Annotated in this window: 25 protein-coding genes; 13 read left to right on the top strand and 12 right to left on the bottom strand. The window is 67.1% G+C overall.

Translation table 11 applies throughout. From position 1 onward, the window contains the following. Positions 1-106: 106 nt before the first annotated feature. Positions 107-925: an MBL fold metallo-hydrolase gene (locus ACQR0U_RS03990; RefSeq protein WP_315825907.1), complete on the top strand. Its 819-nt coding sequence runs from the start codon at positions 107-109 to the stop codon at positions 923-925. On the opposite strand, the gene ACQR0U_RS03985 is transcribed toward ACQR0U_RS03990, so the two are convergent. After that, positions 922-1,374, bottom strand: coding sequence for a cupin domain-containing protein (locus tag ACQR0U_RS03985; RefSeq protein WP_316172711.1), 453 nt, complete (start codon positions 1,372-1,374; stop codon positions 922-924). The genes ACQR0U_RS03990 and ACQR0U_RS03985 overlap by 4 nt on opposite strands. A gap of 327 nt (positions 1,375-1,701) precedes the next feature. Here ACQR0U_RS03985 and ACQR0U_RS03980 point away from each other — a divergent pair, with 327 nt between their 5' ends. Then, entirely contained in the window at positions 1,702-2,166 is a 465-nt protein-coding gene (locus tag ACQR0U_RS03980) for a DUF4399 domain-containing protein (protein ID WP_315754975.1), read from the top strand. Between the two features lie 87 nt (positions 2,167-2,253). On the opposite strand, the gene ACQR0U_RS03975 is transcribed toward ACQR0U_RS03980, so the two are convergent. Next, positions 2,254-3,510 (bottom strand): aminopeptidase, encoded by a 1,257-nt coding sequence (locus ACQR0U_RS03975; RefSeq protein ID WP_315825905.1) that lies wholly within the window; start codon positions 3,508-3,510, stop codon positions 2,254-2,256. A 1,082-nt stretch (positions 3,511-4,592) separates the two neighbouring features. Beyond that, the gene (locus ACQR0U_RS03970) at positions 4,593-4,988 is read right to left on the bottom strand and encodes a GFA family protein (protein ID WP_316172713.1); all 396 of its coding nucleotides are present in this window, start codon (positions 4,986-4,988) and stop codon (positions 4,593-4,595) included. 346 nt (positions 4,989-5,334) lie between these two features. Here ACQR0U_RS03970 and ACQR0U_RS03965 point away from each other — a divergent pair, with 346 nt between their 5' ends. Then, on the top strand, positions 5,335-5,901 hold the full coding sequence (locus ACQR0U_RS03965; protein ID WP_315825903.1) for a hypothetical protein: 567 nt from the start codon (positions 5,335-5,337) through the stop codon (positions 5,899-5,901). Positions 5,902-5,960: 59 nt separating this feature from the next. Here the strand turns inward: ACQR0U_RS03965 and ACQR0U_RS03960 are convergent, their stop codons facing one another. The 5 genes from ACQR0U_RS03960 to ACQR0U_RS03940 are packed head-to-tail and all read right to left on the bottom strand — an operon-like array spanning position 5,961 to position 12,486. Then, complete coding sequence (locus ACQR0U_RS03960) at positions 5,961-9,134, bottom strand: efflux RND transporter permease subunit (protein WP_434842642.1); 3,174 nt, start codon at positions 9,132-9,134, stop codon at positions 5,961-5,963. After that, positions 9,127-10,110, bottom strand: coding sequence for a divalent metal ion exporter adaptor subunit IhpB (gene ihpB, locus ACQR0U_RS03955; RefSeq protein WP_315713695.1), 984 nt, complete (start codon positions 10,108-10,110; stop codon positions 9,127-9,129). Before ihpB ends, ACQR0U_RS03960 begins: the two co-directional genes overlap by 8 nt. Further along, complete coding sequence (gene ihpA / locus ACQR0U_RS03950; protein WP_434842641.1) at positions 10,107-11,375, bottom strand: divalent metal ion exporter subunit IhpA; 1,269 nt, start codon at positions 11,373-11,375, stop codon at positions 10,107-10,109. The genes ihpB and ihpA overlap by 4 nt, the downstream gene beginning before the upstream one ends. A 58-nt stretch (positions 11,376-11,433) precedes the next feature. After that, entirely contained in the window at positions 11,434-11,853 is a 420-nt protein-coding gene (locus ACQR0U_RS03945; protein ID WP_315713694.1) for a hypothetical protein, read from the bottom strand. A 21-nt stretch (positions 11,854-11,874) separates the two neighbouring features. Beyond that, positions 11,875-12,486, bottom strand: coding sequence for a LysE family transporter (locus ACQR0U_RS03940; protein WP_315713693.1), 612 nt, complete (start codon positions 12,484-12,486; stop codon positions 11,875-11,877). Between the two features lie 258 nt (positions 12,487-12,744). Between ACQR0U_RS03940 and ACQR0U_RS03935 the strand changes: the two genes are divergently transcribed. The 8 genes from ACQR0U_RS03935 to ACQR0U_RS03900 all read left to right on the top strand — a co-directional run bounded on the left by ACQR0U_RS03935 (position 12,745) and on the right by ACQR0U_RS03900 (position 19,935). After that, entirely contained in the window at positions 12,745-14,220 is a 1,476-nt protein-coding gene (locus ACQR0U_RS03935; protein WP_434842640.1) for an amidase, read from the top strand. 205 nt (positions 14,221-14,425) lie between these two features. Continuing rightward, positions 14,426-14,605 (top strand): DUF2256 domain-containing protein, encoded by a 180-nt coding sequence (locus ACQR0U_RS03930; protein ID WP_315713691.1) that lies wholly within the window; start codon positions 14,426-14,428, stop codon positions 14,603-14,605. A 4-nt stretch (positions 14,606-14,609) separates the two neighbouring features. Next, positions 14,610-15,062 carry a DUF3429 domain-containing protein gene (locus ACQR0U_RS03925; RefSeq protein ID WP_315825897.1) on the top strand — a complete coding sequence of 151 codons (453 nt, stop codon included), beginning with the start codon at positions 14,610-14,612 and terminating at the stop codon, positions 15,060-15,062. Between the two features lie 65 nt (positions 15,063-15,127). Further along, positions 15,128-15,877 carry an aspartate/glutamate racemase family protein gene (locus tag ACQR0U_RS03920; RefSeq protein ID WP_434842639.1) on the top strand — a complete coding sequence of 250 codons (750 nt, stop codon included), beginning with the start codon at positions 15,128-15,130 and terminating at the stop codon, positions 15,875-15,877. A gap of 214 nt (positions 15,878-16,091) precedes the next feature. Beyond that, positions 16,092-17,177 carry an ABC transporter ATP-binding protein gene (locus tag ACQR0U_RS03915; RefSeq protein WP_434842638.1) on the top strand — a complete coding sequence of 362 codons (1,086 nt, stop codon included), beginning with the start codon at positions 16,092-16,094 and terminating at the stop codon, positions 17,175-17,177. 25 nt (positions 17,178-17,202) lie between these two features. Then, entirely contained in the window at positions 17,203-18,249 is a 1,047-nt protein-coding gene (locus tag ACQR0U_RS03910) for an ABC transporter substrate-binding protein (RefSeq protein ID WP_006615317.1), read from the top strand. A gap of 4 nt (positions 18,250-18,253) precedes the next feature. Beyond that, on the top strand, positions 18,254-19,123 hold the full coding sequence (locus ACQR0U_RS03905; protein WP_315713686.1) for an ABC transporter permease: 870 nt from the start codon (positions 18,254-18,256) through the stop codon (positions 19,121-19,123). After that, positions 19,120-19,935, top strand: coding sequence for an ABC transporter permease (locus ACQR0U_RS03900; protein ID WP_315713685.1), 816 nt, complete (start codon positions 19,120-19,122; stop codon positions 19,933-19,935). Before ACQR0U_RS03905 ends, ACQR0U_RS03900 begins: the two co-directional genes overlap by 4 nt. Positions 19,936-20,129: 194 nt before the next feature. On the opposite strand, the gene uraH (ACQR0U_RS03895) is transcribed toward ACQR0U_RS03900, so the two are convergent. Further along, positions 20,130-20,471 (bottom strand): hydroxyisourate hydrolase, encoded by a 342-nt coding sequence (uraH, locus tag ACQR0U_RS03895; protein WP_315713684.1) that lies wholly within the window; start codon positions 20,469-20,471, stop codon positions 20,130-20,132. Between the two features lie 29 nt (positions 20,472-20,500). On the opposite strand from uraH (ACQR0U_RS03895), the gene ACQR0U_RS03890 reads away from it, so the two are divergent. Continuing rightward, the gene (locus ACQR0U_RS03890; RefSeq protein WP_316227074.1) at positions 20,501-21,694 is read left to right on the top strand and encodes an MFS transporter; all 1,194 of its coding nucleotides are present in this window, start codon (positions 20,501-20,503) and stop codon (positions 21,692-21,694) included. Next, on the top strand, positions 21,681-23,033 hold the full coding sequence (locus tag ACQR0U_RS03885; protein WP_434842637.1) for an amidase: 1,353 nt from the start codon (positions 21,681-21,683) through the stop codon (positions 23,031-23,033). The genes ACQR0U_RS03890 and ACQR0U_RS03885 overlap by 14 nt, the downstream gene beginning before the upstream one ends. On the opposite strand, the gene puuE is transcribed toward ACQR0U_RS03885, so the two are convergent. The 3 genes from puuE to ACQR0U_RS03870 all read right to left on the bottom strand — a co-directional run bounded on the left by puuE (position 23,024) and on the right by ACQR0U_RS03870 (position 25,800). Beyond that, the gene (gene puuE, locus ACQR0U_RS03880; protein WP_434842636.1) at positions 23,024-24,451 is read right to left on the bottom strand and encodes an allantoinase PuuE; all 1,428 of its coding nucleotides are present in this window, start codon (positions 24,449-24,451) and stop codon (positions 23,024-23,026) included. The genes ACQR0U_RS03885 and puuE overlap by 10 nt on opposite strands. A gap of 5 nt (positions 24,452-24,456) precedes the next feature. Continuing rightward, positions 24,457-24,813, bottom strand: a complete 357-nt coding sequence (uraH, locus tag ACQR0U_RS03875) for a hydroxyisourate hydrolase (protein WP_434842635.1) — start codon at positions 24,811-24,813, stop codon at positions 24,457-24,459. Between the two features lie 81 nt (positions 24,814-24,894). After that, positions 24,895-25,800: a LysR family transcriptional regulator gene (locus ACQR0U_RS03870; RefSeq protein WP_315752165.1), complete on the bottom strand. Its 906-nt coding sequence runs from the start codon at positions 25,798-25,800 to the stop codon at positions 24,895-24,897. Positions 25,801-25,846 lie beyond the last annotated feature (46 nt).

The following is a 25,846-nucleotide window of genomic DNA, read 5'->3' as shown; positions in this document are numbered from 1 at the left end:
TCTCTCCACGTCGTCGCGCCGCGCTCTCGAGCCGGGCGTTGCGCCGAGGATAGTTCTGATCCGGATTCCCCGCTACACTCACACGCGCTGTCGAAGGGGAACTGCCATGCTGCGCTCGCTGGTCTCGCTGCTTGCCGTGCTTGTCGCGTTCGCATCGCCCGCTCTGGCGCAATCGGGGCCGCGCACCAGCGAGTGCCTGGCGATGGCCGGCAACCAACCGCGCGCGATGCCGGTCAGCCTGCGCCGGACGGCGGCTGCCGGCAACGAGGTGACGATCACCTATGCCGGCCACTCGACCTACTTCATCGACACGCCGATGGGCATCCGCATCGCGACCGACTACAGCGGCGCCTATCAGGTCGGACGGCTGCCCGACGTGATCACCATGAACCGCGCGCATTCGACGCACTACACGCTGGCCCCCGATCCGCGCATCCCGCATGTGCTGCGCGGCTGGGGCGACGACGGCAAGCCGGCCCAGATCTTCGAGCGAATCGGCGACGTGCTGATCCGCAACATCACCACCGACATCCGCCGCTATTTCGGAGATTCCATCGGCGTCGACATGATCAAGGACGGCAACTCGATCTTCATCTTCGAGGTCGCCGGCCTGTGCATCGGCCATCTCGGCCACCTGCACGTCAAGCTCGACGAGACTCATTTCGCCGCAATCGGCCGGCTCGACGTGGTGATGGTGCCGATCGACGGCACCTACACGATGTCGCTCGACGGCATCTCGGAGATCACCAAGCGTCTGCGCGCCTCGGTGGTGCTGCCGATGCACCGCTTCGCGACTCCGCTCGACGAGTTCATGCGCAAGATCGGCCAGCAGTTCGAGATCGACCGCCGCGCCGAGCGCACCTTGAAGATGTCGCGCGAGCTGCTGCCACAGGTCCCGACCGTGATCATCCTCGACGGCGTCTAGGCGCCCGCAAGGCTGGTGCCGCGGCGGCCTTCCGGCGTCAGGAACATGCGCTTGAGCTTGTTGATGATCCGCACCGCGAGGCCGAGCACGTAGGGCTGCGTCTTCAGGCAGAAAGCGAGCTTCTTGACGTGGCCTTCGACATGCCACTTGGCATGTGCGCCATCGCGGAAGAAGATCACGTCGCCCGGCCCGTAGCGTTTCGCCGGCATGCCCTCGCTCTCCAGCGTGATCGCGCCTTCGAGGATCAGGATGGTCTCGTCGAAATCGTAGTACCAGTTGAACTTGCCCTCGGTGCAATGCCAGACGATGGTCGAGCCCAGCCCGTCGCTGCTGCGCGCGATGGTGCAGGAGGTCGCGGTCGGATTGCCCTCGATGATCCAGGACGGCTCGATCGGAGCGGGCGCCAGGTCGACGGCGAGATTGGCGGTTTCGATCAAGGACGGAGACATCTTGGACCTCAAATGCATGGGACTGAAATGACCGGGCGAACGCCGGCATGAGCCTGCGACCGTAGCCGATTGCACCTAATGGCTGCTTTCCGCGATCGTTAAGATTTGAACAGACCACCGCGACCAGCCGTCGCATCACAAACACGCAAGCGCTATAAACTTCACGCGAACGCCGCAATTTGTTCGCGGCCTCGCCAAACCTGCTGATCTACTGTTTGCTCGCACTGCAAGATGCGGACAGGCGCCCCTCCGGTCGCCCTGCCCATCCTGCGCCGTGCCGTCACCTTTAAAGATTTGCCGCCTTCGCAGAGATAAGGATTTCCCAGGATGCGCCGACTGAGCCTCGCACTCGCCCTCACGCTGTCCGCCGCCGCCCTTGCAACCAGCAGTCTCGTCATGGCGGGCGAAACGCCCGCCCCCGAAAACGCCAAGGCCTACTTCATCAACCTGAAGGACGGCGACACCGTCTCCTCGCCGGTCCTGATCCGCTTCGGCCTGTCCGGCATGGGCGTCGCGCCATCCGGCACCGAGGCTCCCAACACCGGGCACCACCACCTGCTGATCGACGCGCCCGCGCTCGAGGGCGACGCACTCAACGAGGCGATCCCGGTCGATGCCGGCCACGTGCATTTCGGCAAGGGCCAGACTGAAGCCTCGGTCAACCTCACGCCGGGCAAGCACACCTTGCAGCTCGTGCTCGGCGACTGGAGCCACATCCCCCACAACAAGCCGGTGATGTCGGAGCGGATCACGATCGACGTGCAGGCCACCACCGGCAGCGCCAAGCAGTAGGCAGGTTCGATCGACGACGACACCGCCGCGAGCATTGCTCGCGGCTCGCTTCGGGCCGGTGCACGCGTGGCGCCGGCCCGTCATGCGTCAGGCCCACTCGCCCTTGCGGAACACCGGGACGCGGCGACCATCTTCATGGAGGCCGTCGATGTCGGTGTCGGCCGCGCCGATCATCCAGTCGATGTGGATCAGGCTCTGGTTGCCGCCCTGGGCTGCGATCTGCTGCGGCGACAGCGACGTGCCGTTGACGAAGCATTTGGAGTAGCACTGGCCGAGCGCGATGTGCGAGGCCGCGTTCTCGTCGAACAGCGTGTTGTAGAACAACAGGCCGCTCTTGGAGATCGGCGAGGAGTGCGGCACCAGCGCGACTTCGCCGAGCCGGCGCGCGCCCTCGTCGGTGTCGAGCACTTTGTTAAGCACCTCCTCGCCCTTCGAAGCCCTGGCCTCGACGATGCGACCCTCCTCGAATCTGACCTGGATGTTGTCGATCAGCGTGCCCTGATAGGACAGCGGCTTGGAACTGACGACGTGACCCGACACACGGCGGCAATGCGGCGTCGTGAACACTTCCTCGGTCGGAATGTTGGCGTTGCAGGTGATGCCGTTCTTGGCAGTCGAGGCGCCGCCCTCCCATTCATGGCCGTCGGCAAGACCGATCGTCAGGTCCATGCCGGGTCCGGTGTAATGCAGCGCGCTGAAACGCTGGCCGTTGAGCCACTCGGTGCGCTCGCGCAGCACCGCGTTGTGGCGCTCCCAGGCAGACACGGCATCCTCGCGGTCGACACGCGACGCTGCGAAGATCGCGTCCGCGAGCTTCGCCACCGCGACCTCCTCCGGCACGTCCGGGAAAACCAGCTTGGCCCAGGACGGACTCGGATAGGCAATGATGTTCCAGTTGGTCTCGAAATTGGTGATCTTTTCCAGCGCCGGCTGATAGGCCTTGGAGTTGGCCTTGCTGGCGCGCGCCACCTTGGCCGGATCCTGGCCGGACAGCAGCATCGGATTGTCGCCGACGATGGCGAGCCGCGCGGTGTTCTCCGAGAACGCCTTGGCCATGCCCTGATAGAGCCAGTCGGCGGCGCGATCGAAGCTGTTGTCACGGCCAAAACGGTAGCGCGCCAGCGTCAGTTCCTCGTCGGAGAAGAACGAGGTCACGATCCCAGCGCCGGCCTTATAGGCGTGTTCGGCGACCTTGCGCACCAGCGGCAGCGCCATCGAGGGCGCGGTCAGCAGCAGATCCTGACCCGGCTGCAATTGCAGGCCCACCTTCACCGCCACCTCGGCCAGGCGGTCGAGCTTCACGGGATCGATGGCGGTATCGAAGCTGCTGAAATGTGCGGTCATCAGGGGATCCAGTTCCGTTTCTTTGCGGTGTTGAAGAGATAGGCCAATCGATGGGGCGGTCAATGGTGAAGGGGAGACGGCTCCTGCATCGCCTCTCCGCCCTCGTCGCCGTGCAGGGCATGGCCCGGACAACTGCCGTGAAGGTGTTCGGAGACATAGCCGACACCTCGGAACGGGCCCTATGGATCCGCATCAGTCGCTCTCCAAAGCTAAGCCGCGAGCTCGGTGCCCACCCTCCCCTGGAGGGGGAGGGTCGCCTCGCGGTGAGCGAAGCGAAACGTGAGGCGGGGTGGGGTGATCTCTCCACGTGCACAAGCGCTCGCGGAGAGATCACCCCACCCCGCTCGCCCGCTTCGCGTGCGACCGACCCTCCCCCTCCAGGGGAGGGTGGGCACCGAGCCATTGGCGCCGTCGTGATCAACAATTTTGAGGCATATGGGATGTGCATATGGGGATGTGCGTCTGTAGCCTCGCGGCGCCCAGGCGTCCGAGTGATACAGTGGTCTCACCCTCTTCAAACGAGAGGGTGCAGGGAAGGCCGGACCTCGACTGAGGCCCGTGGCCCGCCTGCTCAAAAAATGCAGGCGGCAGGTACCACAGGTCCAGCCGGATGATCCGGCCCTCCCTGCGCGATGGCGCTACGGCTGCTTCGCGTTCTCCCCGGTGCGCCGGGCTTTTGGGTCACCGTCACCCACGCGGCGCCATTGGCGCCAGCGCAGGCTTGATACTGGCATCGGAGTATCAGGACCACGCGACTTGACCGTGCGAGCCGATGTTGTTCGTCCGCGCGAATGACCACGCTGCAAACCGGCCCGCCCATCACATCCCACCTCCACGCTTCGTGACGACCGCGCAGCGCCCCTCGTCGATGAGGCGGGACAGCGACACACAATCATGATTTTCCGAAATTGCCAAGCAGGATATTTTTCCTGCCGGGACTGGACAGCCCAAATCAGCCTGGACTTGCTCGTGAAATCGGATTCCGGACGCAGCGGCGATCGGGCGGATATGAAGCCTCGACAGGCTTGTCCGATCTCGGCGTGAGGGGCATGAGTCGCCCGACGAGCGGCATTCTGATTGCGTCAGTCCTCGACGCGCAGCCCGTCACCATCGACGTACCAGTCGGCACGTGACGCCCAATGCACATGGCGATCGGGAACGGCGCCGAGCGGCTCGTCGAAACTCCCGGCGGGAATGATCGCCTCGCGGCCGCTGCGCGTCAGATGCGGCATCGGGCTGCCGCAAGTGCTGCAGAAGGCGGTGGCGAAGCTGCGCGCCTGCGGCAGGTCGAACCGTGTGACGTTCGCCTTGCCCCGCATCCACCGCAGCGCCGACGCCTTGACGATGACCTCACAGGAGTGCGCCGTGCCGCTGGCCTTGCGACAGCGCGAGCAATGGCAATTGAGGAAGTTGTCGAACGGCCCATCGACCTCGAAGCCGACCCGGCCGCAGAGGCAACTGCCGCGGAACGTGGTCATGACGATCTCCTGTCGTGGTCTGGAACGGAATGCCCAAGAGCGCCGCACGCGTGGAGGATGTTATTTATCCTCATTGCATCTTTGTGGCTATTAGGACGACTGAAGGCCGGCCGCGGTCGCCGCGCTGTTAGTAGGTAGTCTGATCTTCCCAAGGCGGAACATTCATCTGTTGTGAGTCATTCTCGACGTCGAGAGTCAATCACTTCGAATGATTTGGAACCAGTCCGAGCGGGCAGCGCCGTCCCGCATTTGCATGGCTCAGGGGTGATTCGGTCACTTTGAGGACATGTTTGGACGTTGATTGGCGCGCGGCAGGGGGATTTCACAGTGTACAGGAGTCCTCCGAATGTACCGCGTTGTAATTGTCGTCGCCGCATTGCTGGCTCTCTCCGTTCAAGCCGAGGCGCGTCCTCGTCACCATCATCATCACTACTCGTACCGTCACCATCACTCCTTCATGAACGCCATGGCCTCGATCCCCGGCGAGGGCCGCGTTGTCGGTGGCCGGCCGTCGGGATGCCCGCATGCCTTCTGCGGCTGCGAAGCGTCGCTCTACACGTTCGGCCGGGTCATTCCCGAGTTGAATCTCGCATCCAACTGGCGTCGCTTTCCACGCGCGGCTCCCGCACCGGGCATGGCGGCGGTCCGCTCCGGCCACGTCATGATCCTGCAGCAGCAGGTCGCCGGCAATGTCTGGTATGTGCATGACGGCAATTCCGGCGGTCACGTCACCCGCGAGCATCCGCGGTCGATCGCCGGCTACGCGATCGTGAACCCGAACGGCGGTTCCACGATGTTCGGCGCAGCGGCTCGTGTCACGCGCGAGGCCCGTGCGCCGAGATATCAGCGGTTCGCCCGCAATGCACGCTCCGACGGCTGGATGGCCAGCGCGGCGCCGATGGCCTTCAACTAGGTCCCGACGCCGTCGCGGGCGGGCGGCATGCAGCTATCAAGTCGGGAACTGCATGCCGCTTATGCCGACGCGGACCGCGCCTCGCGTCTGAACAGCACGTAGAGCGCCGGCAGCACCAGCAGCGTCAGCATCGTCGACGAGATGATGCCGCCGATGACGACGGTGGCGAGCGGGCGCTGGACCTCGGCGCCGGCGCCGGTCGCGATCGCCATCGGCACGAAGCCGAGCGAGGCGACCAGCGCCGTCATCAGCACCGGCCGCAATCGCGCCAGCGCGCCCTCCTCCACCGCGGCCCGCACCGAGCGTCCCTCCCGGCGTAGCCGTTCGATGAAAGCGATGATGACCAGGCCGTTGAGCACGGCGACGCCTGACAGCGCGATGAAGCCGACGCCGGCCGAGATCGACAGCGGCAGGCCGCGCAGCAGCAGCGCCGCGATGCCGCCGGTCAGCGCCAATGGCACGCCGGAGAACACCAGCGCGGCATCGGCGAACGAACCCATGCTCATGAACAGCAGCAGGAACACCAGCGCGAGCGCGATCGGCACCACGATCGTGAGACGCTTGGTCGCCGACACCAATTGCTCGAACTGTCCGCCCCAGCCGATCCAATAGCCTGGCGGCAGCTTGACCTTCTCCGCGACGGCGGCCTGCGCCTCGGTCACGAACGAGCCGAGGTCGCGGGCGCGAACATTGGCTGACACGACGATCCGCCGCTTGCCGTTCTCGCGGCTGACCTGGTTCGGCCCCGGCGCCGAAGCCACGGCCGCGACCGACGACAGCGGCACGTAGCGCGGCTGTGCGGCCGAGGAGAAGGCGGTGCGCAGCGGCGCGGCATTCGCCTCCTCACCCGCCGGCAGTGGAATCGGGATCGCGCGGATCGCATCGAGATTGCCGCGCAGACGCTCGGGCAGGCGGACGACGATGTCGAAGCGGCGGTCGCCGTCGAACAGCTTTCCGGCCGCCTTGCCGCCGATCGCGATTTCGACCACGCTCTGCACCTCGGCAACGCTGAGGCCGTAGCGCGACAGCGCCTGGCGGTCGATCCTGACCGTCAGGATCGGCAGCCCCGCGACCTGCTCGGTCTTGACGTCGGTCGCGCCATTGACGCCACGGATCGCGGCTTCGACCTGGCGCGCCGCGCCCTGCAGGATGTCGAGATCGTCGCCGAAGATCTTGATACCGACGTCGCTGCGCACGCCGGAGATCAGCTCGTTGAAGCGCAACTGGATCGGCTGCGAGATCTCGTAGTTGCTGCCGGGGATCTCGTCGGCCGCCGCCTCGATCTCGGCGACGAGCTGCGCCTTCGGCTTCGCCGGGTCGGGCCACGCCTGGCGCGGCTTCAGCATGATGTAGCCGTCACCCTGCGACGGCGCCATCGGATCGGTCGCGACCTCGGCCGTGCCGATGCGGGTGAACACGTCCTTCACCTCCGGGATGCGTCGCAGCCGCGCGTCCAGCGCCTTCTGCAGGTCGACCGAGAGGGTGAGGCTCGTTCCGGGGATGCGCAGGGCCGCGAGCGCGACGTCGCCCTCGTCAAGGCTCGGAATAAACTCGCCGCCCATGCGCGTCGCGGCAACGCCGCTCGCCGCGACGATCACCACGGCCAGGGCTGCGACCATCAGGCGGTGCGCGATCACGCCGCGCAGCAGCGGCGCGTAGACCCGCCGCGCGCCGCGCATGATGAGGTTCTCCTGCTCGGATACCTTGCCGGTGACGAAGATCGCGACCGCTGCCGGCACGAAGGTGATCGAGAACAGCACGGCGGCACCGAGCGCCATCAGCACCGTCAGCGCCATCGGCGTGAACATCTTGCCCTCGACGCCGGTCAGCGTCAGCACCGGAAGATAGACCACGGCGATGATGCCGGTGCCGAACAGGCTCGGCCCGATCACCTCGCGCGCGCCGCTGACGATGGTCTGCAGCCGCTCGGCGGTCGTGAGCAGTCCGCCCTTGCGATGCTGCGCCTGGGCCAGCAGCCGCAGGCAGTTCTCGACGATGATGACGGCTCCGTCGACGATGATGCCGAAATCGATCGCGCCGAGGCTCATCAGGTTGGCGCTCACCCTGCTCTCGACCATGCCGGTGATGGTCATCGCCATCGACAGCGGGATGATGCAGGCTGTGACCAGTGCGGCCCGGATGTTGCCGAGCAGGAGGAACAGCACCACGACGACCAGCGCGGCGCCTTCGAGCAGGTTCTTCTCCACGGTGCGGATCGTCGCTTCGACCAGATGGGTGCGGTCATAGAGCGTGCGCGTGACCACGCCCTCGGGCAGCGACTTCGCGATGTCGTCGAGCCGGGCGGCGACGCGGCGCGCAACGGCGCGACTGTTCTCGCCGATCAGGAGCATCGCCGTGCCCAGGATTGTCTCCTCGCCGTTGAGCGTCGCCGCCCCCGTGCGCAGGTCGCGTCCTTCGGTCACCTCGGCGACGTCTCCGATGCGCACCGGCGTGCCGCCGCGGGCGCCGATCACGATGTCCTTCAACTCCGCGGCGCTGCCGACCTGGCCGGGCGCGCGCACCAGATATTGCTCGCCATTGCGCTCGATATAGCCGGCGCCGACATTGGCATTGTTGGACGCCAGCGCCGCGATCACGTCACGGAAACTGATGCGATAGGCCATCAGACGGCCGGGATCGGGCAGCACGTGGAATTGGCGCTCGAAGCCGCCGATCGTGTTCACCTCGATCACGCCCGGCACGCCGCGCAGTTGCGGTCGGATGATCCAGTCCTGGATGGTGCGCAGATCGGTCGGCGAGTAGTCGGTGCCATCAGGCGTCTTGGCGCCGGGCTTGGCTTCGACCGCATACATGAAGATCTCGCCGAGCCCGGTCGAGAGCGGTCCCATCGCGACCTCGACGCCCGGGGGCAGCTGATCCTTGATCTGCTGGATGCGCTCGTTGACGAGCTGGCGCGCGAAATAGATGTCGGTGCCGTCCTGGAACACGACGGTGACCTGGCTCAACCCATATCGCGACAGCGAGCGCGTGTAGTCCAGCTTCGGCAGGCCGCCCATCGCGGTCTCGACCGGGAAGGTGATGCGCTGTTCGGTCTCGAGCGGTGAGTAGCCGGGCGCCTTGGTGTTGATCTGCACCTGCACGTTGGTGATATCGGGCACGGCGTCGATCGGCAGCCGGGTGAAATTCCAGGCGCCGAATCCGGCGGCGGCGAGCGCAACGATCAGCACCAGCCAGCGCTGGCGCACGGCAAATCCGAGGACCGCGTCAATCATGCTCGGCCTCCCCCTTGCCCATCTCCGCCTTCACCACAAAGCTGTTCTCGGCAACGTAGTGTTCGCCGGCGGCGAGGCCATCGCGGATTTCGACATAGGTCGGGTCGGACTCGCCAGTGACCACGGGGCGCGCCTCGATCTTGTCGCCCTCCTCGCGCACGAACACGACGGTCTTGTTCTCCAGGGTCTGGATCGCGCTCGCGCGGACCGCCACGGCGACGCTGCGCTTGGCGAGAACCAGCCGCGCGGTGACGAACAGGCCCGGGCGCAGCCGGCCGTCGGGATTGGCCAGCACGACGCGGGCAAGCGCGGTCTGCGTCTCGCTGGCGCCGACGGGGGCGATGTAGGACACGTGGCCGCGGATCGCGCCGCGTCCGTCATCTGGATCGATCAGCACCTCGTCGTCGAGCCGGACGCGCCGGAGATCCTGGCGATAAATCGACAGGTCGACCCAGATCGTGGAGAGATCCGCGACCACGAAGGCCGGCTTCTGCTCGGAGGCGTATTCGCCGAGCGAGATCTGGCGGTCGATGATGGTGCCGCCGATCGGCGCCTTGAGATCATACGAGGTCAGGCTCTGATTGCTCTCGATCGCGGCGAGCAGTTCGTCCTTGGCGACGGTGTCGCCGATGCGCTTTTTGATGGCACGGACGATGCCCGGAAAGCGCGGCGTCACCTGCACCAGCGCTTCCTGATTGGCGCGCAGCACGCCGTTGAACGCCAGCGTATCGGACAAGGTCGCAGGGCCGGCTTCGGCGAGCGCGACGCCGGCCGCGGCGAGCTTCACGTCGCTGATGCGGATGCGGTCGGCGCCATGCTCGTCCTGCTCGACATGGTCCTTCGGTGCCTTCTCGGCATGATCGGCATGGCCGACGGTTGCCTGGGCCTGCGGCTCCGCCTCGACCAGCAGGCGCGATGCGCCGGCGCCGGCGGCGGCCGCCAGGATGACAATGAGGATGACGGTGGATGGTCTCATCGCGCAGTCTCCCGTGCCAGGGTGAAGGGACGGCCGACCAGGCCTTCGATCGTCGCCACGGCGACATGGATGTTCTGCAGCGCCTCCTGCTCGCGCAGCCGCGCCTGCGCCACGCTCGCCTGTGCGTCCAGCACCTCGAGCAACGAGAAGCGGCCGGCGCTGTAGCCCTGCGCGATCTCGTCGGCGGCCTCCTGCGCCTTCGGAATTGCGATCTCGCGCAGCACGGACAATTCCCGCAGCGAGCCCTGCAGCGAGTCGTAGGCGCGACCGGCGATCACCAGCAGCGCGTTGCGGTTGGCCTTGCGCTCGGCTTCGGTCTTGGCGAGGCTTTCCTGCGCCGAGAGGATGTTGCCCTGGTTCTGGTCGAACACCGGGATCGGCACGGAGACGCCGAGCCTGACGGCGTCGTCCTGCGTGTCGTTGAAATGCCGCCAGCCGGCACCGATGCGGACGTCGGGGTACCGCTTCAGCCGCGCCAGCAGCAGCTCGGCATTGCGCTGCGCGTAGACCGCGGTCCAGCGGACGAGCTGCGGATTGGCATCGATCGCCGCGATCACGGTCTGGAACGCCGGCGGCTGGCCGGTCGCATCGAACCGGCCGGTGACGGCCGAGAGCTTCGCCGAGCTGTCGCCGATCAGCACGGCGAGCTCGCGGCGTGCGCTCGAAAGCGTCGCCTTGACGCGCTCGCGATCGGCGCGCACCAGCGCCGAGGCGACCTCGGCGCGGCCGGTCTCCGCCGGCGACGACGCGCCCGCCTCGACGCGACGGCGCAGCAGCGGCGTCAGGCGATCGAGCGCTGCGACGTGATCGTCGAGGATCTGGATGCGCCGCTGCGTGGCGAGCACCGTCACGAAGGCGATCGCGGTCTCCGACAAAATCTCCAGCCGCACCGCCTGGCGCTGGATCTCGGCGGCGCGCACGCCGGCCTGGCCGGCGGCGATGCGGGCGTCGCGCTTGCCGAACCATTCGAACGCCTGGCTGATCTGCAAGGTCGTCTCGGCCGATCGCGTGCCGCGATATTGACCCGAGCCGAATGAATTGTCCTGCTCGTAGGACAGCTCGGGATTGAGCAGCGCGCCGGCCTGGAGCCGCTGGCCGGAGGCGATGCCGATGTCACGGTCGGCGGCGGATAGCCGTGGATTGGCGGCGAGGGCGCGCGACAGCGCCGCGCGGAGGGTCAGCGTCTGCGCCGCGGAGGCGTGCACGGACAGAGCGAGCAGGGCTGCGGCGCCGATGGCACGCGCAGCCATCCCGGGGAATGGCATGAGATGAACCTGTCTGGACGGGCAAGGATGGACGGCATCGGCCGTCCGGCACGTTGCGTCAGCTCAGGCGTTTTGGCGGCGGAGACTCGGACTCGGGGAGGACGCCTGCACTGAGCAGGGGAACGGCCCAGCCGGTTGCGGCCACGACCTCGGCCGGGACGGCGGCGAACTGCGGCTGCGGCACGGCCACCGAGAAGCAGCCATGGCAATGATGGTCGGCGATGCCGCGCTGATCGGTGTGGCCCGCTCGGTCGAGCAGCGACGCGATCTCCGGCTTGCCCGCGGAGGGATGGGCGACGTCGATGTCACAAGCGCCGTGCAGCGCGCCCGCGAGGACATAGGCGAGCATCAGGCAGGCGGCCACGATCCGGCGCAGCATGCGCGGACGGCTCGTGATGTCTCGTTTGCCAATGCTGCGCACCGCGCCCCCTGTTCGGCGAGCGGATAGCACGTGGCCGGCGCGGTTGTCGATCAGCAACAATGTAACAAGCGGAACCGCTCACGGCGCGCCAAGGGCGGGCGCCAGGATCACGCAGGCGAGCAGCGCCAGGGCCGCAGCGCTGCAGCGATAGCCGAGCCACGCCGGCACGACATGCCCGAGGCCGCAGCGCAGCGTCGCGCCGAGCGCGATCCAGGCTCCTCCGATCGTCGCGGTCGAAAGCCCGAGCACGACCAGGAACGGCCATAGGCTCGCCGCATCGCCTTCCGGCGGCAGCAAGGTGAAGGCGAAGATGATGGCCTTTGGATTGAACAGCGTCGTGATGAACACTCCGCGCAGGGTGACCGGCGCCGCATCGCTTGCGCCGCTGCTGCTGCCGTGGCGCCAGAGCGCGGCCGCGAGGTGCAGCAGATAGAGCACGACCACGACACGGAGAGCATGTCCGACCAGCGGCGCGGTCGCAACGAGCGGACCGAGCGTGATGCGCAGCGTCGCGATCGCGAGCAGATAGCCGGCAAGCTCGGCGAGCAGCAGATGAACGGATGCGCGCGCGCCACGGCTCGCACCGGCAGTGGCGAGCAGCGTGTTGGTTGGGCCGGGCGTGACGAGCAGCGCGGCGCCCGCCGCGCCGAAGGTCAGGATATCCATGACCGCATCAAGCACGCGCGCCATGCGCCGGCCTTGACGCGCGTCAACGTCCGGCGCCGCGGGCCGCAGTCCCGTTTTCCGGAACGGCCCGTATGTCGGCTTCATTGCGGACGATGGTCGGCCGCGCCGCATGATAGGATCGTATGGCAGCATGCAGGGCGATTGATTGACTTGGCTCTCGTGCAAACTAAGGTTCGCGGCGCCGGAAGTGGAACAGCGCCTGATCATCGCACCGTTCGGACGCGTAGCATCGATGGTCGGCGCGCAAGGATCGGAAGACAGATGACGTTGGCGATGAGCTGGGACGAGTGGGCCCGGCATGATGGCATGGCGCTGGCGGCGCGCGTTCGCAGCGGCGAGCTGACGGCGGCGGAGCTGGCAAGGCAGGCCGCCGAGGCAATCGCAAAAGTCGATCCCGCGCTGTCCGGCGTGGTCGAAGTCTTCGCCGACGCCGTCGAAGATCCCATCAAGGCGGGCGCCAATGCCGACGGCGCCTTCGCCGGCCTGCCGTTCCTGATGAAGGATCTCGGACCGACCATGGCCGGACGCCTGCAGGAGCAGGGCTCGCTGTTCATGCGTGGCAACCGCCCCGCCGCCGACACGCACCTGACGGCGAAGATGCGCAAGGCCGGCCTCAACCTGATGGGGCGCACCACCACGCCGGAGTTCGGCGTCTGCAGCTCGGCCGAGAACCCGGCCGTCTACGTCACGCGCAATCCGTGGAATACCGACTACACGACCTGCGGCTCGTCGGCCGGCAGTGCCGCGATGGTCGCCGCCGGCGTGGTGCCGATCGCGCATGCCACCGATGGCGGCGGCTCGATCCGGATTCCCGCGGGCGTCAACGGCAATATCGGGCTGAAGGTCTCGCGCGGCGTGTTCTCGATCGCACCGCATCTGTCGGATCTCTCCGGCCTCGTCTCGATCCAGGGCTGCCAGTCGCGCAGCGTGCGCGACACCGCGGCGTTCGTCGACCATTGCCGCGGCGGCGCGCCGGGCGAGTTCATGCCGTACTGGACCACGCCGGAGCCTTACGTCGAGCTGATCAAGCGCGATCCCGGCAAGCTCAGGATCGCGCTGTCGCATCAATGGGGCGACTATCGCGCCACGCCGCACATCGCTTCAGAGCTGGCGCGTGTCGGCAAGTTCCTCGAGGGCCTCGGCCACCACGTCGGCTACGCGCTGCCCGACGTGGACTATCGCGCCGCATTCGCGGCGCAGACCACCTGCTACATCTCCAACTTCGCGATCGTCATCAACAACCTGCTCGCGTCGCGCAAGCTCGAGCGGCCGCCGGCCGAGCTGATCGAGCCGATCAACATCCGCATCTGGGAGGCGGGCCGCGGCACCAGCTTCGCCGAGCGCGCGGCGATGCAGGCGGTGTTCAACACCACCTCGCGCGCCTTCGGCGCCTTCTTCGAGGACTGGGATATCATCCTGACGCCGATCACCGCGCTGCCGACCCCGAAGATCGGCACCACCGAATATCTGACAATCAGCGACAATCCGGACGTGCTCGACTGGTTCGAGAATCTCTGGCGCAACTTCGCGTTCACGCCGCTCGCCAACCTCTGCGGCATTCCGGCGATCTCGCTGCCGCTCGCGACCAACGAGCACGGCCTGCCGCTCGGCATCCAGGCGATCGGCAAGCAGGCCGACGACGGCCTGCTGCTGCAGTTGGCCGCCCAGATCGAGCGCGCGATCGAGGGCAAGTGGAACGGCGGTACCACGCCCGCCGTCCACGTGACCAAAGCCTGAGCCGCAACCACGAGCGCCCCGCGGGCCACTGATCCGGCGGCGCTCATCGATCGTTGTTCAGCGTGGACGGTGCCGGCCGGAGCCGGCGCGTCGCACTGATCGGCGAGGGCGAACGTGACGGACGAGCGGATTGCGACGCGTTCCGGCATGGAGGCGGCAGATGCCGCCCTGCCCCGGCGCGGCATTTGGGTCGCGTGGTGACGCGATGCCGAAGATGCGGCGCAAGGCCGACTTGCCGACCAGGATATGCGCTGCGTGCGGCCGCCCGTTTGCGTGGCGGCGCAAATGGGCACGCGACTGGAACGAGGTGAGATACTGCTCGGACCGCTGCCGATCCGACCGCGGCCGGACGCCCACTGCGATCGCCAGGAGCCGCGGAGGCTAGCGTCATGATGTCCGGCGTCCCCGCTCCGATGCGCATTCTCGGCCTCGCCGGGCTGATTCCGTTCGCGGGCCTCGCGGTCTTGGCGATCGCAGGTGACGATCCGATCCGGCTGGCCGCGCTGCGCGCGCAGATCGGCTATGGCGCGGTCATCGTGAGCTTTCTCGGCGCGATCCATTGGGGCGTCGCCGTGCAGACGCCGGCGCTGGCAGGCTGGCCGCGCATGAGCTGGGGGGTGATGCCGTCCCTGCTCGGCTGGGTCGCGCTGTTGCTGCCGGCGCTGCCCGCGTTGGTGCTGCTCGCAGCCGCGCTGCTGACCGCGTTGGTCTACGATGAGTTCAGCTTCGGCGGCGACGATCGACAGGCCTGGTTCCTGAAGCTGCGGCGGCTGCTCAGCCTTGGTGCAATACTGTCTCTGCTCGCCACGCTGATAGGCATCGTGGTCAAGGGCGCGCTCTGACGGCCACCGTTGTGGACAATGCGGCAATCCCTCGGGCAAGCTCGCATATCCACTCGCGAGGCGCCATGAACATCCTGCTGCTCAATCCCAACATCCGCACCGACATCACCGACCTGATGCTGCAGGTCGGCCGGGAGGCTGCTGCGCCCGGCACCACCCTGATCCCCTGCACCGCGCCGCGCGGCGTGCCCTACATCGCCACCCGCGCCGAGGCGCAGATCGGCGGCGCCGTCGCACTGGAGATGCTGGCGGAGCGTCACGGCACCTTCGACGCTGCGATCATCGCCGCGTTCGGCGATCCCGGCCTGTTCGCGGCGCGCGAGCTGTTCGACGTGCCGGTGATCGGGCTTGCGGAGGCCGCAATGCTGACGGCCTGCATGGCCGGACGGCGCTTCGCGATCGTCACCTTCGCGCAGGCGCTCGGCCCCTGGTACGAGGAGTGCGTGCGCATGCACGGGCTGATGGAGCGCTGCGCCGGCATCCGCATGCTCGACGGCAGCTTCAAGCAGATCTCCGACGTGCAGCATGAAAAGGAGGAGCTGCTGGTCGAGCTGGCGCTGCGCGCGGTCGAGGAGAATGACGCCGATGTCCTGATCTTCGCCGGCGCGCCACTGTCGGGGCTCGCCGCTCGGGTCGCGCATCGCATTCCCGTCCCCGTGGTCGATCAGGTGATCGCCGCGGTGAAGCAGGCCGAAGCACTGCTCGCCTTGAAGATGCGCAAAGCCACCGCCGGCACCTTCCGCCGCCCCGCCGCGAAGCCGACGACAGGCTTGCCCGCGGCGCTGGCCGCACGGCTGGAGCATCGCGACGGTTAGCTGGACGGCACTGTTAGTGGGCTTGCTCGATCCGTGCCTCTCCCCGCAAGCGGGGCGAGGGAGTGCATCGCCGTCGGCACGCCCGTGCCTCCTAGCTGGAATGGCATCTTAATACTGGCGTACCTGTCATATCCTCTTTTGTACACAAGCAGCCGCCACTGCCTGAAAAGGCGGCACGCTTCTTGCTTTTTCAAACGAATAGAGCAGGAAGCCCATGGCCAGCGTATCGGAAGCCAAGTCGCTCGTTCTGGATCGGATCACGCACCGCTTCGCCAGCGGCACGATGGCCGTCTCCGACATCAATCTCGATGTGAAAGGCGGCGAGATCATCGCCCTGCTTGGGCCCTCGGGCTGCGGCAAGACCACGCTTTTGCGCATCATCGCCGGCTTCATCGGCCAGAGCGAGGGGCGCGTCATCATCGGCAACGACGTCGTCGACGCGCTGCCGCCCAACCGCCGCGCCGTCGGAATCGTGTTCCAGAACTACGCCCTGTTTCCGCATCTCTCGATCACCGAGAATGTCGGCTACGGCCTCGCCGCGCGCGGCCTCGACAAGGCGACGCGCAACAAGGAAGCGCAGCGGCTGCTCGACATGGTGCAGCTCGGCCCGTTCGGCGAGCGGCTGCCGCGGCAGTTGTCCGGCGGACAGCAGCAGCGCGTGGCGCTGGCGCGCGCACTGGCGATCAAGCCGTCGATCCTGCTGCTCGACGAGCCGTTCGCTGCGCTCGACAAGAATTTGCGGCTCGACATGCAGATCGAGGTCAAGCGGCTGCAGCGCATGGCGGGCACCACAACCTTGATCGTGACGCACGACCAGGAGGAGGCGCTGTCGATGGCCGACCGCGTCGCCGTGCTCAGCCATGGTCATCTCGAGCAGTTCGGCACGCCGTCCGAGATCTACGACCAACCGCAGACGCTGTTCGTGAACAGCTTCGTCGGCACGGCGAACAAGATGAAGGGGACCGTGATCGCGACCGACGCGGGCAGTGTCAAGGTTGGTCTGGAGGCCGGCGGCGAGATCATCGCGCGCGCACCGCATCCGGTCAGTGCCTCAGACAAGGTCACCGTCTGCCTGCGTCCCGAGCACCTCACCTTCGTCAGCGACGACACCGGCTTTGCGGGCGAGATCGGCATGGCGTTGCCGCTCGGCGCCACCGTCGTCCACGAGATCAAGGCCAAGGACGGATCCAGCATCAAGATCTCGCAGGCCCGCACCGGCGGCACGCCGCTGCGCGAGGCCGGCGCCCCGGTGCGGGTCGCACCGATCGCACCCGGCCTCGCCACCGTCTTCCCGCAATAGACCAACAGACACATCGGAGTGGAACATGATGCTTGATCGCCGCCGGCTCCTGACCAGCGCCTTGACGCTGGGAGCCATGCACGCCTTCCCGGGCTTGAGCCTCGCGCAGGCGCGGCCGCTGGTGTTCGCGACCTTCACCGGCAGCTGGGAAGAAGCACATAAAGCCGTGCTCGTCCCTGCCTTCCGCAAGGCCAACGCCGATGCGGCGATCGTGCTCGATCCGATGCTGTCGGTCGACCAGATCGCCAAGGTCAACGCCGCCAAGGCCAATCCGCCGATCGACGTCATGCTGCACGACCCGGGTCCGGCGCTGGTCGCGATCGGCCAGGATCTCGTCGAGCCCTACCCAGCCGACAAGAGCACCTATTTCAAGGACCTGATTCCGGAAGCGCAGGACGCGATGGGCCCGGCGCCGTTCTTCCAGGTCGTCGGCCTCACCTACAATCCAGAGACGGTGAAGACGCCGCCGACCTCGTGGGCCGATCTGTGGAAGCCCGAGTTCAAGGGCAAGGTCGGCATCACCAATCTGAACTCCACGCTCGGCACCGGCTGGCTGGTCGAGATCGCGCGCATGCGCGGCGGCTCGGAAGCCAATGTCGACGAAGGCTTCAAGGCGCTGGAGGAGCTGAAGCCGAACCTCGCCGCCGTCGCCGCCAATCCCGGCGCGCTGGCGACCCTGTTCCAGCAGGGCCAGATCGACATCTCGCCCGGCAACTTCAACGCCATCCAGATCCTGAAAGCGCGCGGCGTGCCCGTCGAGTTCGTGGCGCCCAAGGAAGGCGCGATCGCCTTCAAGACCACGATCCACATCGTCAAGAACTCACCGAACAAGGAGCTTGCCTTCAAGCTGATCGAGGCGGCGCTGTCACCGGAGGTGCAGACCACGCTGATGAACTCACCGTATCTGATCGTGCCGACCAACACCAAGGTCGCGATGTCCGGCGAGATCGCAAAGGTGCTGGCCAAGGACACCGCGGAGCTGAAGAAGAAGTTCGTGTTCCAGGATTGGAAGAAGATCAACGAGCAGCGCGCGTCCTGGATCGAGAAGTTCAACCGCGACATCAAGATCTGACGCGATGAAGAGCGCCACGACCGCACCTGGAGACGTGACCAGCTTCAGCCTGGGGCTTGCTCTGCCCTTGGGCCTGGTGTTCGCGATCTTCTTCGTGCTGCCGCTGGCGCAACTTCTTTTTCTCTCGCTGCACAACGACACCGCGGCGACGGTGTGGGGGCTCGGCCAGTACGTCAAATTCCTGACCGACCCCTTCAGCCTCGCCGTGCTCGGCTCGACGCTTCTGCTCGGCGCCGAGGTGACGCTCGCCTGTCTCGTGCTCGGCTATCCCATCGCCTGGCTGTACCAGCGCTCCGGCAGCCGGGTGCAGACCCTGATCATCATGATCGTGCTGCTGCCGCTGCTCACCAGCGTCGTCGTCCGCACCTTCGCCTGGATCGTGATCCTGGGCCGGCAGGGCATCATCAACTCCGTGCTGCAATCGCTCGGGCTGATCGGCACGCCGCTGCGCATGATCTACACGCAAGGCGGACTGGTCGCGGCGCTCGCGCAGGTACAGATGCCGCTGATGGTGCTTCCCCTGATCACCGCGATCGGCCGCATCGATCCCAATCTCTCCGACGCCTCGGCCTCGCTGGGCGCCGGTAGCTGGCGCACCTTCGTCAAGGTGATGCTGCCGCTGTCGATGCCCGGCATCATCGCCGGCTGCACCCTGACTTATGCCGCCGCGATCACCGCCTTCATCACGCAGTCCCTGGTCGGCGGCGGGCAGATGCTGTTCATGCCGATGTATCTCTACCAGCAGGCCTCGACCCTGCAGAACTGGCCGTTCGCCGCGGCGATCTCGATCATCTTCCTGTTCGCAGTGCTCGCCATCGTCGCGCTGTTCTCGACCCTCGGGCGGCGTGCCCGCGGCTATGGAGACGCCAGATGAGCCAGCGCCAGCGCAACTGGGAAGCGCTGAGCTTCCAGATCGTGATGACGGTGGTTGCCGTGCTGGCGCTGATCCTGATCGTGTCGCCGTCGCTGGTCGTGGTGATCGTCTCCTTCACGTCCGGCTTCTCGCTGAAATTCCCGCCGCCGGGCTATTCGACCCGCTGGTACGTCGAATTGTGGAACGCCTGGCAGCTGCAGTTCGCCGCACGCAACAGCGTCGTCGTCGCGCTATGGTCGACGGGTCTGTCGATCATGCTCGGCGTCGCCGCGGCGCTGGCGATCTCGCGCTCGAAGACGCTCACGGCGAAGCTCCTGGACTCGTTGTTCATGTCGCCGCTGGTACTGCCGGCACTCGCCTTCGGCTTGGCGGCGCTGATGTTCTTCTCGCTGATCGGCCTACCGGTGTCGCTGCTGACCCTGGTGATCGGCCACACCATCGTCTGCGTGCCCTATGTCGTCCGCAACACCGTCGCGGCACTGGCCCAGCTCGAGCCGACCCTGCTGGAAAGCTCGGCGATCCTCGGCGCCTCCAGGCTCTACACGTTCCGCCGCATCGTCTTGCCGCTGATCCGCCCCGGCATCATCTCCGGTGCCTTCATCGCCTTCATGTCATCGTTCGACAACGTGCCGGTGTCGCTGTTCCTGCGCGACGCCGCCACCGACATGCTCCCGATCCGCATGTGGCAGGACCTCGAAGGCAAGCTCGACGTCACCATCGCCGCGCTGTCGAGCGTGCTGATCATTGCCACGATCGCGCTGATGACGATCATGGAGCGCACCACCGGACTGTCGAAGCGGCTGACGGGTTGAGGCTGAGTGCCCGTTCCTGAAATTGGGAGTTCGTGCCCGTCCAACTCCAAGCCGTCATGGCCGGGCTTGTCCCGGCCATCCACGTCGGCCGGCGATCGTGGATGGACGTGGATGCCCGGGACACGGGCATGACGAGTATTTCCTTGGCAGTCAGGATCGTCCAACCATCAGCGTACGACGGCGCGAGCTGTACCTCAGGCCCCACGGAAGATCGAATAGCCCCAGGGAGTGAATTTGAGCGGCAGATGAAAGTGCTCCTCGACCTTGTCGATCGCGAAGCGAAACGGCACTGTGGTGAGGAATTTCGTCTGAGCGCCAGTCCCGAAGAACTCGCCGACATGAAACAGCACCTCATACTCGCCGGCGGTCACGCCGTCGCCCTCGACGACCGGCGCCTGCAGAGTGCCATCGGCGCCGAGCTGTCCCTCCGCGAGCAGCGTGCGATCGGGCGTCACGCGCCAGATCGCGACGCGCAGGCCACGCGCGGGGCGCCCGTTCGCCACATCAACCGCATGAACCGAGATTCCACCGGCCATTTCGTGCTCCGCTATCAGGTTGTCGCGGCATGATAGCCGCGAAGCAAGCATCAACGCCAGCGCCGCCGCTGTGGCCTGCAGTCGCTGCGATGACCGCGCTGCAGGCCCTGGTGTCGCTGGCGCTGTTCGCGCCGGGCGTCGTGGCGCCGCGCGCTGGACTGAGCATCGAGCAACTGTCGCTGTTCTCCACCACAGCCTTCACCATCAGCCTCGTCTCCTCGTTCTGGGGCGGCACGCTGGTCCAGCGCGTCGGCTCGCTGCGCGTGGCGGCCCTGTGCGCGGTCGCCGTCTGCGCTGGCATGTCGCTGGCGCTGTTCGAGAGCGGATGGGCGCTGCTCGGGGCCGGGCTGATGCTCGGCCTTGCGGTCGGACCGGAGACACCGGCAAGCTCGGCGCTTCTCGGACGGCTCGTGCCGGCCGAGAAGCGCGCGATGGTGTTTTCGATCCGGCAGACCGGCAACCAGATCGGCGCCGTCGTCGGCTCGCTGCTGCTGCCGCCGATCGCCGTGCTGCTGGCGCCGAGCTCCGCCTATGCCGCCGTGATCGTCTGCGCCGCCATCGCCGTCGCCGGCTTCGAGCGTCTCAGACCGGCCTATGCCATGACGCCGCCAACCATGCCGCGGCTCGGCCTGTTCGATCGATTGCGACTGATCAGCGCCGACCGCCGCATGGCCGCGCTCGCCGTCGCCTCGATTCCGTTCAGTGGCCTGCAGGTCATCCTCAATACCTGCTTCGTCAGCTTCGGCACGTCAGAGCTCGCGCTGAGCCATGTCGAGGCCGGCTGGGTGCTGGCGTCGGCGCAAGGCGCCGGCCTGATGGGACGGCTGGGCTGGGGCGTGGTCGCGACGCGCCTGCGCTCGGCGCGCGCCGTGCTGGTGATGGCGGGCGTGGGCATGGCCGTCTGCGCGATGCTGCTCGGTCTCTGCGGGCCACTGCTGAGCCGATCGATCCTGATCCTGCTCACGATCGTGTTCGGGCTGACGGCGAGCGGCTGGAACGGCGTGTTCATCGCCGAGATCGCCAATCTCGCCAAGCCCGGACGCGTCGCCGAGGCGACAGGCGCAGTGCTCACCGCCTCGTTCCTGGGCCTTGTCGCCGCACCGCTGCTCGTCGCGCTGCTGACTCCCCGCGTGGGACTCGGCGGCAGCTTCGTCGCACTCGGATTGACGGCGGCCGCAGGCACAGCCGTACTGCTGATGGAGCGATCCCATGCGCGCAAGTGACATCGCACGCGCTGTCATGGCGCGGCAAAGCACCGCCAGAGAGATGGCCGAGCAGGCGCTGGCGCGGATCGCGGCGGCCCATGACCTCAACGCCGTCGTCACCACAGATCCGGCGCGAACGAGCGCCGAGGCCGTTGCCGTCGATGCGCGCGTGGCCGCCGGCGAAGCAATGCGGCTCGCCGGCGTGCCGATCGTGGTCAAGGACAACATCTGGGTCGAGGGCTGGCGCATCACGCAGGGCTCGCGGCTGTTCGCTGATTTCATCGCGCCCGAGGATGCGATCGCGATCGCGCGGTTGCGCCGCGCTGGCGCCGTGATCGTTGGCATCGGCGCAACTTCCGAGTTCGCCTGCAAGGGCGTGACGACCTCGCGGCTGTTCGGACCGACCGTTCATCCGCAGGACCGGCAGCTCACGCCCGGCGGCTCGTCGGGCGGTCCCGCCGTTGCGGTGGCGGCTGGGCTCGTGCCGCTCGCGATCGGCACCGATGCCGGCGGCTCGAGCCGCCGGCCGCCGGCCCATGTCGGCGTGGTCGGCTTCAAGCCGTCGTTCGGTGCCATTCCCTACGGCCCGGGATTCCCCGAGCCATTCTGGCGCATCTCGGTGATTGCGCCGATTGCGGCCGATGTCGGCGATGCCAGGCTTGCATTCGAGATCATGGCCGGCGCCGATCCGCGCGATCCTGATACGTTCGATGTGGCCGCGGCGGATCATGCAACGCCGCCGCGCGTGGCGTTCTCGCCGCGGCTCGGGCTGGACGTCGCGGTCGATGACGACATCAGCGCTGGCCTGCAGCGGGCGGTCGACCGCCTCCGCGCCGGTGGCATGCCGATCGTCCACAAGGATCCCGTCTGGCCGCCGGGCCTTGCCGAGGACGCGGTGATGCCGCTCCAGCATGCCGGGCTGGCCGCGCTCTACGGCGACGCCTTCCACAATGATCCGGCGCAATTCGATCCAGATATCGCCAAGCAGATCGAGCGCGGGCTCGGCCTGAGCGGCGCCGACGTCGCGCGTGCGCTCGAGGCAAGCGCGCAGATCGCGCGGGCCTTCGCAAGCTTCTTCACACAGGCCGACGTGCTGCTGGCGCCGACCGTGCCCTGCGTCGCCTGGCCATTCACGCAGCTCGGCCCATCCAAGATCGGCGGCAAGCCGGCGAGCCCGCGCGCGCATGCGGTGTTCACGCCTTACGCCAATCACGCCGGCGTGCCGGCGATCTCGATCCCCTGCGGCGCCAACGTTCACGGACTGCCATTCGGTCTGCAACTCATCGCGGCCCGCGGCCGCGACCGCCTGCTGCTCGATGTCGCTGCCGACGCCGAGCGGATCCTTGCTCAGTCCTGATCGAACTTCTTCGCCAGCCGGGCTCGGGTGATGTGGCCGATCTGGTCGATGGCGTTGGCGATCTCGCTATCCGGGTCGTTGCCGATGCGACGCTCCATCTCGGCGATGACCGAGGGGCGGTCGGCGTGCAGCGCCAGAGCGACGATCAGCGGCATGCCGAACTTGTCGCGATAGCGGCGGTTGATGTCGGCGACGCGCTCGAACTCGGCGCGCGACAGCGAGGTGAAGCCGAGCCGACCCTGCTCGCCGATCGAGTCGTTCGTCATCTCACCCGCCAGTGCCTCGCGGCCGGCGAGCTCCGGATGGGCGCGGATCAGCTTCAGCTTCTCGTCGCGGCTCATGGCGCGGACGACGTTCATGAGCGTCGTATGCAGCGCATCCGCGGCGTCGTCGAATGCGGACAGGCCGGCGCGGTAAGCGCGGTCGGCAATCTCCGGGGAGTGCTCGAAGATGTCGCCATAGCGCTCCACGAACAGCACGCGCGACATCTGCGAGGGCCGCCACGCGCCGGCCGGCGGATGGGTCCGGATCCAGTGCCGGGCGATGTCGAGCCGGGTCGCGACCCAGACCTTGTCATGACCCGTGATGTAGTCGAGGAAGCGCGCCAGCGCGGCCGCGCGCCCGGGGCGGCCGACCAGCCGGCAGTGCAACCCGACCGACATCATGCGCGGGCTCTCCGCGCCCTCCGCGTAGAGCGTATCAAAACTGTCCTTCAGATAGGCGAAGAACTGGTCGCCGGAATTGAAGCCCTGCGGGGTGGCGAAGCGCATGTCGTTGGCATCGAGCGTATAGGGCACGATCAGTTGCGGGCCGTGCGGCCCTGCGATCCAGTACGGCAATTCGTCGGCATAGGAATCGGCGCTGTAGACGAAGCCCTGCTCGTTCAACACGATGTCGAGCGTGCGCTCCGACGTGCGGCCCTGGTAGAAGCCGAGCGGCCGCTCGCCCGTCAGCTCGGTATGGAGCCGGATCGCCTCCTCGATATCGGCGCGCTCGTCGGCCTCGGGGACATCGCGGTAGTCGATCCATTTCAGGCCGTGGGAGGCGATCTCCCAGCCGGCTTCCTTCATCGCAGCAACAGCATCCGGATTGCGCGCCATCGCGCTCGCGATGGCGAACACAGTCACCGGCAGCTTGCGCGCGGTAAACATCCGCCACAGCCGCCAGAAGCCGGCGCGCGAGCCGAACTCGTAGATCGACTCCATGTTCATGTGGCGCTGGCCCGGCCACGGCTGGGCGCCCACGATCTCGGAGAGGAAGGCTTCGGAGGCAGCGTCACCGTGGAGGATGTTGTTCTCGCCGCCCTCCTCGTAGTTGATCACGAACTGCACCGCGATGCGGGCATCGCCGGGCCAGCGCGGATGCGGCGGCGTGCGGCCGTAGCCGACCATGTCGCGCGGATAGACGTCAGCACTCATCCGGATCAGCTCCCGCGATAGGTCTGGTAGCTCCAGGGCGTCGCGAGCAGCGGCACATGATAGTGCGCGCCGGCGTCGGCGACGGAAAAGCGGAGCGGGATCAAGTCCAGAAACAGCGGGTCTTCAGAGGCGAGGCCATGGGCCTTGAAATAAGCTCCCATATGGAAGGTCAGCATGTAGGTGCCGATGGCGAAGTCATCGTCCGCCAGCATCGGCTGGTCGGTGCGCCCGTCGGCATTGCTCCGGACCTGCTTGACGCGGCGCCAGGAGCCGTCCGGCTCGAGGACATCGAGATCGATCGCGACGCCGGCCGCGGGCTTGCCCCTGACCGTATCCAGAATATGCGTGCTCAGCCGCCCCATGCATCGTTCCCTCTGCTGCCGGTTCGGAACACTATCAGCGCCAGGTTAAAGGTTCGAGGCGATTTGCAGTTCAGTCTCAGCCTACGGGCTGGTCACGTCGCGCTCCTTGCCGAAGCGCTCGACCAGAAAGTCGATGAACAGCCGCACCTTCACCGAGAGGTGCCGCGTCGGCGGATAGATCGCATACAGCGCGAGCGGCGGCGCGGCGTAATCGGCGAGGATCGCGGTCAGCGCGCCGCTCTCGAGCGCGTCCGCCGCAATGAAGCGCGGGATCAGCGCAATGCCCTGTCCCCTGATGGCGACGTCGCGCAGCACCTCGGCATTGTTGACGCACAACGACCACGCCGGCTGGACCCAGTGGTCGCCGTCGCGGCCGGTGAGCTTCCACTGATTGCCGGTCAGCAGGAAACCGTAGGTGAGAGAGGTGTGACGACGCAGCTCCTCCGGGCTGCCAGGCGTGCCGTGCCGCGCGAGATAGGCCGGCGCGGCGCAGATCACGCGCTCCACCGGCATGATCCGCCGCGCCACCAGGCTCGACGATTCCAGCTCGGCGATCCGCAAGGTCACATCGAAACCGTCCTGGACCGGATCGAGCAGGTCGTCGCTCAGCACGATCTGCAACTGCAGCTCGGGATAGCGGGCCATGAAATCGGCGACGACGGGACCGAGCCGCATGGTGCCGAACGACATCGGCGCATTGACGCGCAAGAGCCCGCGCGGCGCGGCCTGCGACTGGCTGACGGCCTGATCGGCGGCGTCGAGCTCGGCGAGAATCGAGACTGCACGCTCGAAATAGAGCTGGCCGGTCTCGGTCGGGCTGGCATGGCGGGTGGTGCGGACGATCAACTGCACGCCGAGGCTCTGCTCAAGCTCGCCGATATATTTCGAGATCGCCGAGCGCGACAGCCGCAACTGCCGGCCGGCCTCGGCGAAGCTGCCGCTCTCGACCACCTTCACGAAGGCCCGCAGGCTGCTCAGCTTGTCCATAGGCCCGCCATTGTCGCCAAATCGTAGACAGAGACGTCACAAGAGC

It is taken from the genome of Bradyrhizobium sp. HKCCYLRH3097 (assembly GCF_051167875.1).
GTDB lineage: Bacteria > Pseudomonadota > Alphaproteobacteria > Rhizobiales > Xanthobacteraceae > Bradyrhizobium.
The sequence above is the reverse complement of the archived record's forward strand: the minus strand, read 5'-3'. Positions and strand labels throughout refer to the sequence as shown.

What these genes read in the sequence shown, in the direction of transcription:
- ACQR0U_RS03990 (WP_315825907.1), top strand. Translation starts at nt 107, where the DNA reads ATGCTGCGCTCGCTGGTCTCGCTGCTTGCCGTGCTTGTCGCGTTCGCA.
- ACQR0U_RS03985 (WP_316172711.1), bottom strand. Translation starts at nt 1,374, where the DNA reads ATGTCTCCGTCCTTGATCGAAACCGCCAATCTCGCCGTCGACCTGGCG.
- ACQR0U_RS03980 (WP_315754975.1), top strand. Translation starts at nt 1,702, where the DNA reads ATGCGCCGACTGAGCCTCGCACTCGCCCTCACGCTGTCCGCCGCCGCC.
- ACQR0U_RS03975 (WP_315825905.1), bottom strand. Translation starts at nt 3,510, where the DNA reads ATGACCGCACATTTCAGCAGCTTCGATACCGCCATCGATCCCGTGAAG.
- ACQR0U_RS03970 (WP_316172713.1), bottom strand. Translation starts at nt 4,988, where the DNA reads ATGACCACGTTCCGCGGCAGTTGCCTCTGCGGCCGGGTCGGCTTCGAG.
- ACQR0U_RS03965 (WP_315825903.1), top strand. Translation starts at nt 5,335, where the DNA reads ATGTACCGCGTTGTAATTGTCGTCGCCGCATTGCTGGCTCTCTCCGTT.
- ACQR0U_RS03960 (WP_434842642.1), bottom strand. Translation starts at nt 9,134, where the DNA reads ATGATTGACGCGGTCCTCGGATTTGCCGTGCGCCAGCGCTGGCTGGTG.
- ihpB (WP_315713695.1), bottom strand. Translation starts at nt 10,110, where the DNA reads ATGAGACCATCCACCGTCATCCTCATTGTCATCCTGGCGGCCGCCGCC.
- ihpA (WP_434842641.1), bottom strand. Translation starts at nt 11,375, where the DNA reads ATGCCATTCCCCGGGATGGCTGCGCGTGCCATCGGCGCCGCAGCCCTG.
- ACQR0U_RS03940 (WP_315713693.1), bottom strand. Translation starts at nt 12,486, where the DNA reads ATGGCGCGCGTGCTTGATGCGGTCATGGATATCCTGACCTTCGGCGCG.
- ACQR0U_RS03935 (WP_434842640.1), top strand. Translation starts at nt 12,745, where the DNA reads ATGACGTTGGCGATGAGCTGGGACGAGTGGGCCCGGCATGATGGCATG.
- ACQR0U_RS03930 (WP_315713691.1), top strand. Translation starts at nt 14,426, where the DNA reads ATGCCGAAGATGCGGCGCAAGGCCGACTTGCCGACCAGGATATGCGCT.
- ACQR0U_RS03925 (WP_315825897.1), top strand. Translation starts at nt 14,610, where the DNA reads ATGATGTCCGGCGTCCCCGCTCCGATGCGCATTCTCGGCCTCGCCGGG.
- ACQR0U_RS03920 (WP_434842639.1), top strand. Translation starts at nt 15,128, where the DNA reads ATGAACATCCTGCTGCTCAATCCCAACATCCGCACCGACATCACCGAC.
- ACQR0U_RS03915 (WP_434842638.1), top strand. Translation starts at nt 16,092, where the DNA reads ATGGCCAGCGTATCGGAAGCCAAGTCGCTCGTTCTGGATCGGATCACG.
- ACQR0U_RS03910 (WP_006615317.1), top strand. Translation starts at nt 17,203, where the DNA reads ATGATGCTTGATCGCCGCCGGCTCCTGACCAGCGCCTTGACGCTGGGA.
- ACQR0U_RS03905 (WP_315713686.1), top strand. Translation starts at nt 18,254, where the DNA reads ATGAAGAGCGCCACGACCGCACCTGGAGACGTGACCAGCTTCAGCCTG.
- ACQR0U_RS03900 (WP_315713685.1), top strand. Translation starts at nt 19,120, where the DNA reads ATGAGCCAGCGCCAGCGCAACTGGGAAGCGCTGAGCTTCCAGATCGTG.
- uraH (WP_315713684.1), bottom strand. Translation starts at nt 20,471, where the DNA reads ATGGCCGGTGGAATCTCGGTTCATGCGGTTGATGTGGCGAACGGGCGC.
- ACQR0U_RS03890 (WP_316227074.1), top strand. Translation starts at nt 20,501, where the DNA reads ATGATAGCCGCGAAGCAAGCATCAACGCCAGCGCCGCCGCTGTGGCCT.
- ACQR0U_RS03885 (WP_434842637.1), top strand. Translation starts at nt 21,681, where the DNA reads ATGCGCGCAAGTGACATCGCACGCGCTGTCATGGCGCGGCAAAGCACC.
- puuE (WP_434842636.1), bottom strand. Translation starts at nt 24,451, where the DNA reads ATGAGTGCTGACGTCTATCCGCGCGACATGGTCGGCTACGGCCGCACG.
- uraH (WP_434842635.1), bottom strand. Translation starts at nt 24,813, where the DNA reads ATGGGGCGGCTGAGCACGCATATTCTGGATACGGTCAGGGGCAAGCCC.
- ACQR0U_RS03870 (WP_315752165.1), bottom strand. Translation starts at nt 25,800, where the DNA reads ATGGACAAGCTGAGCAGCCTGCGGGCCTTCGTGAAGGTGGTCGAGAGC.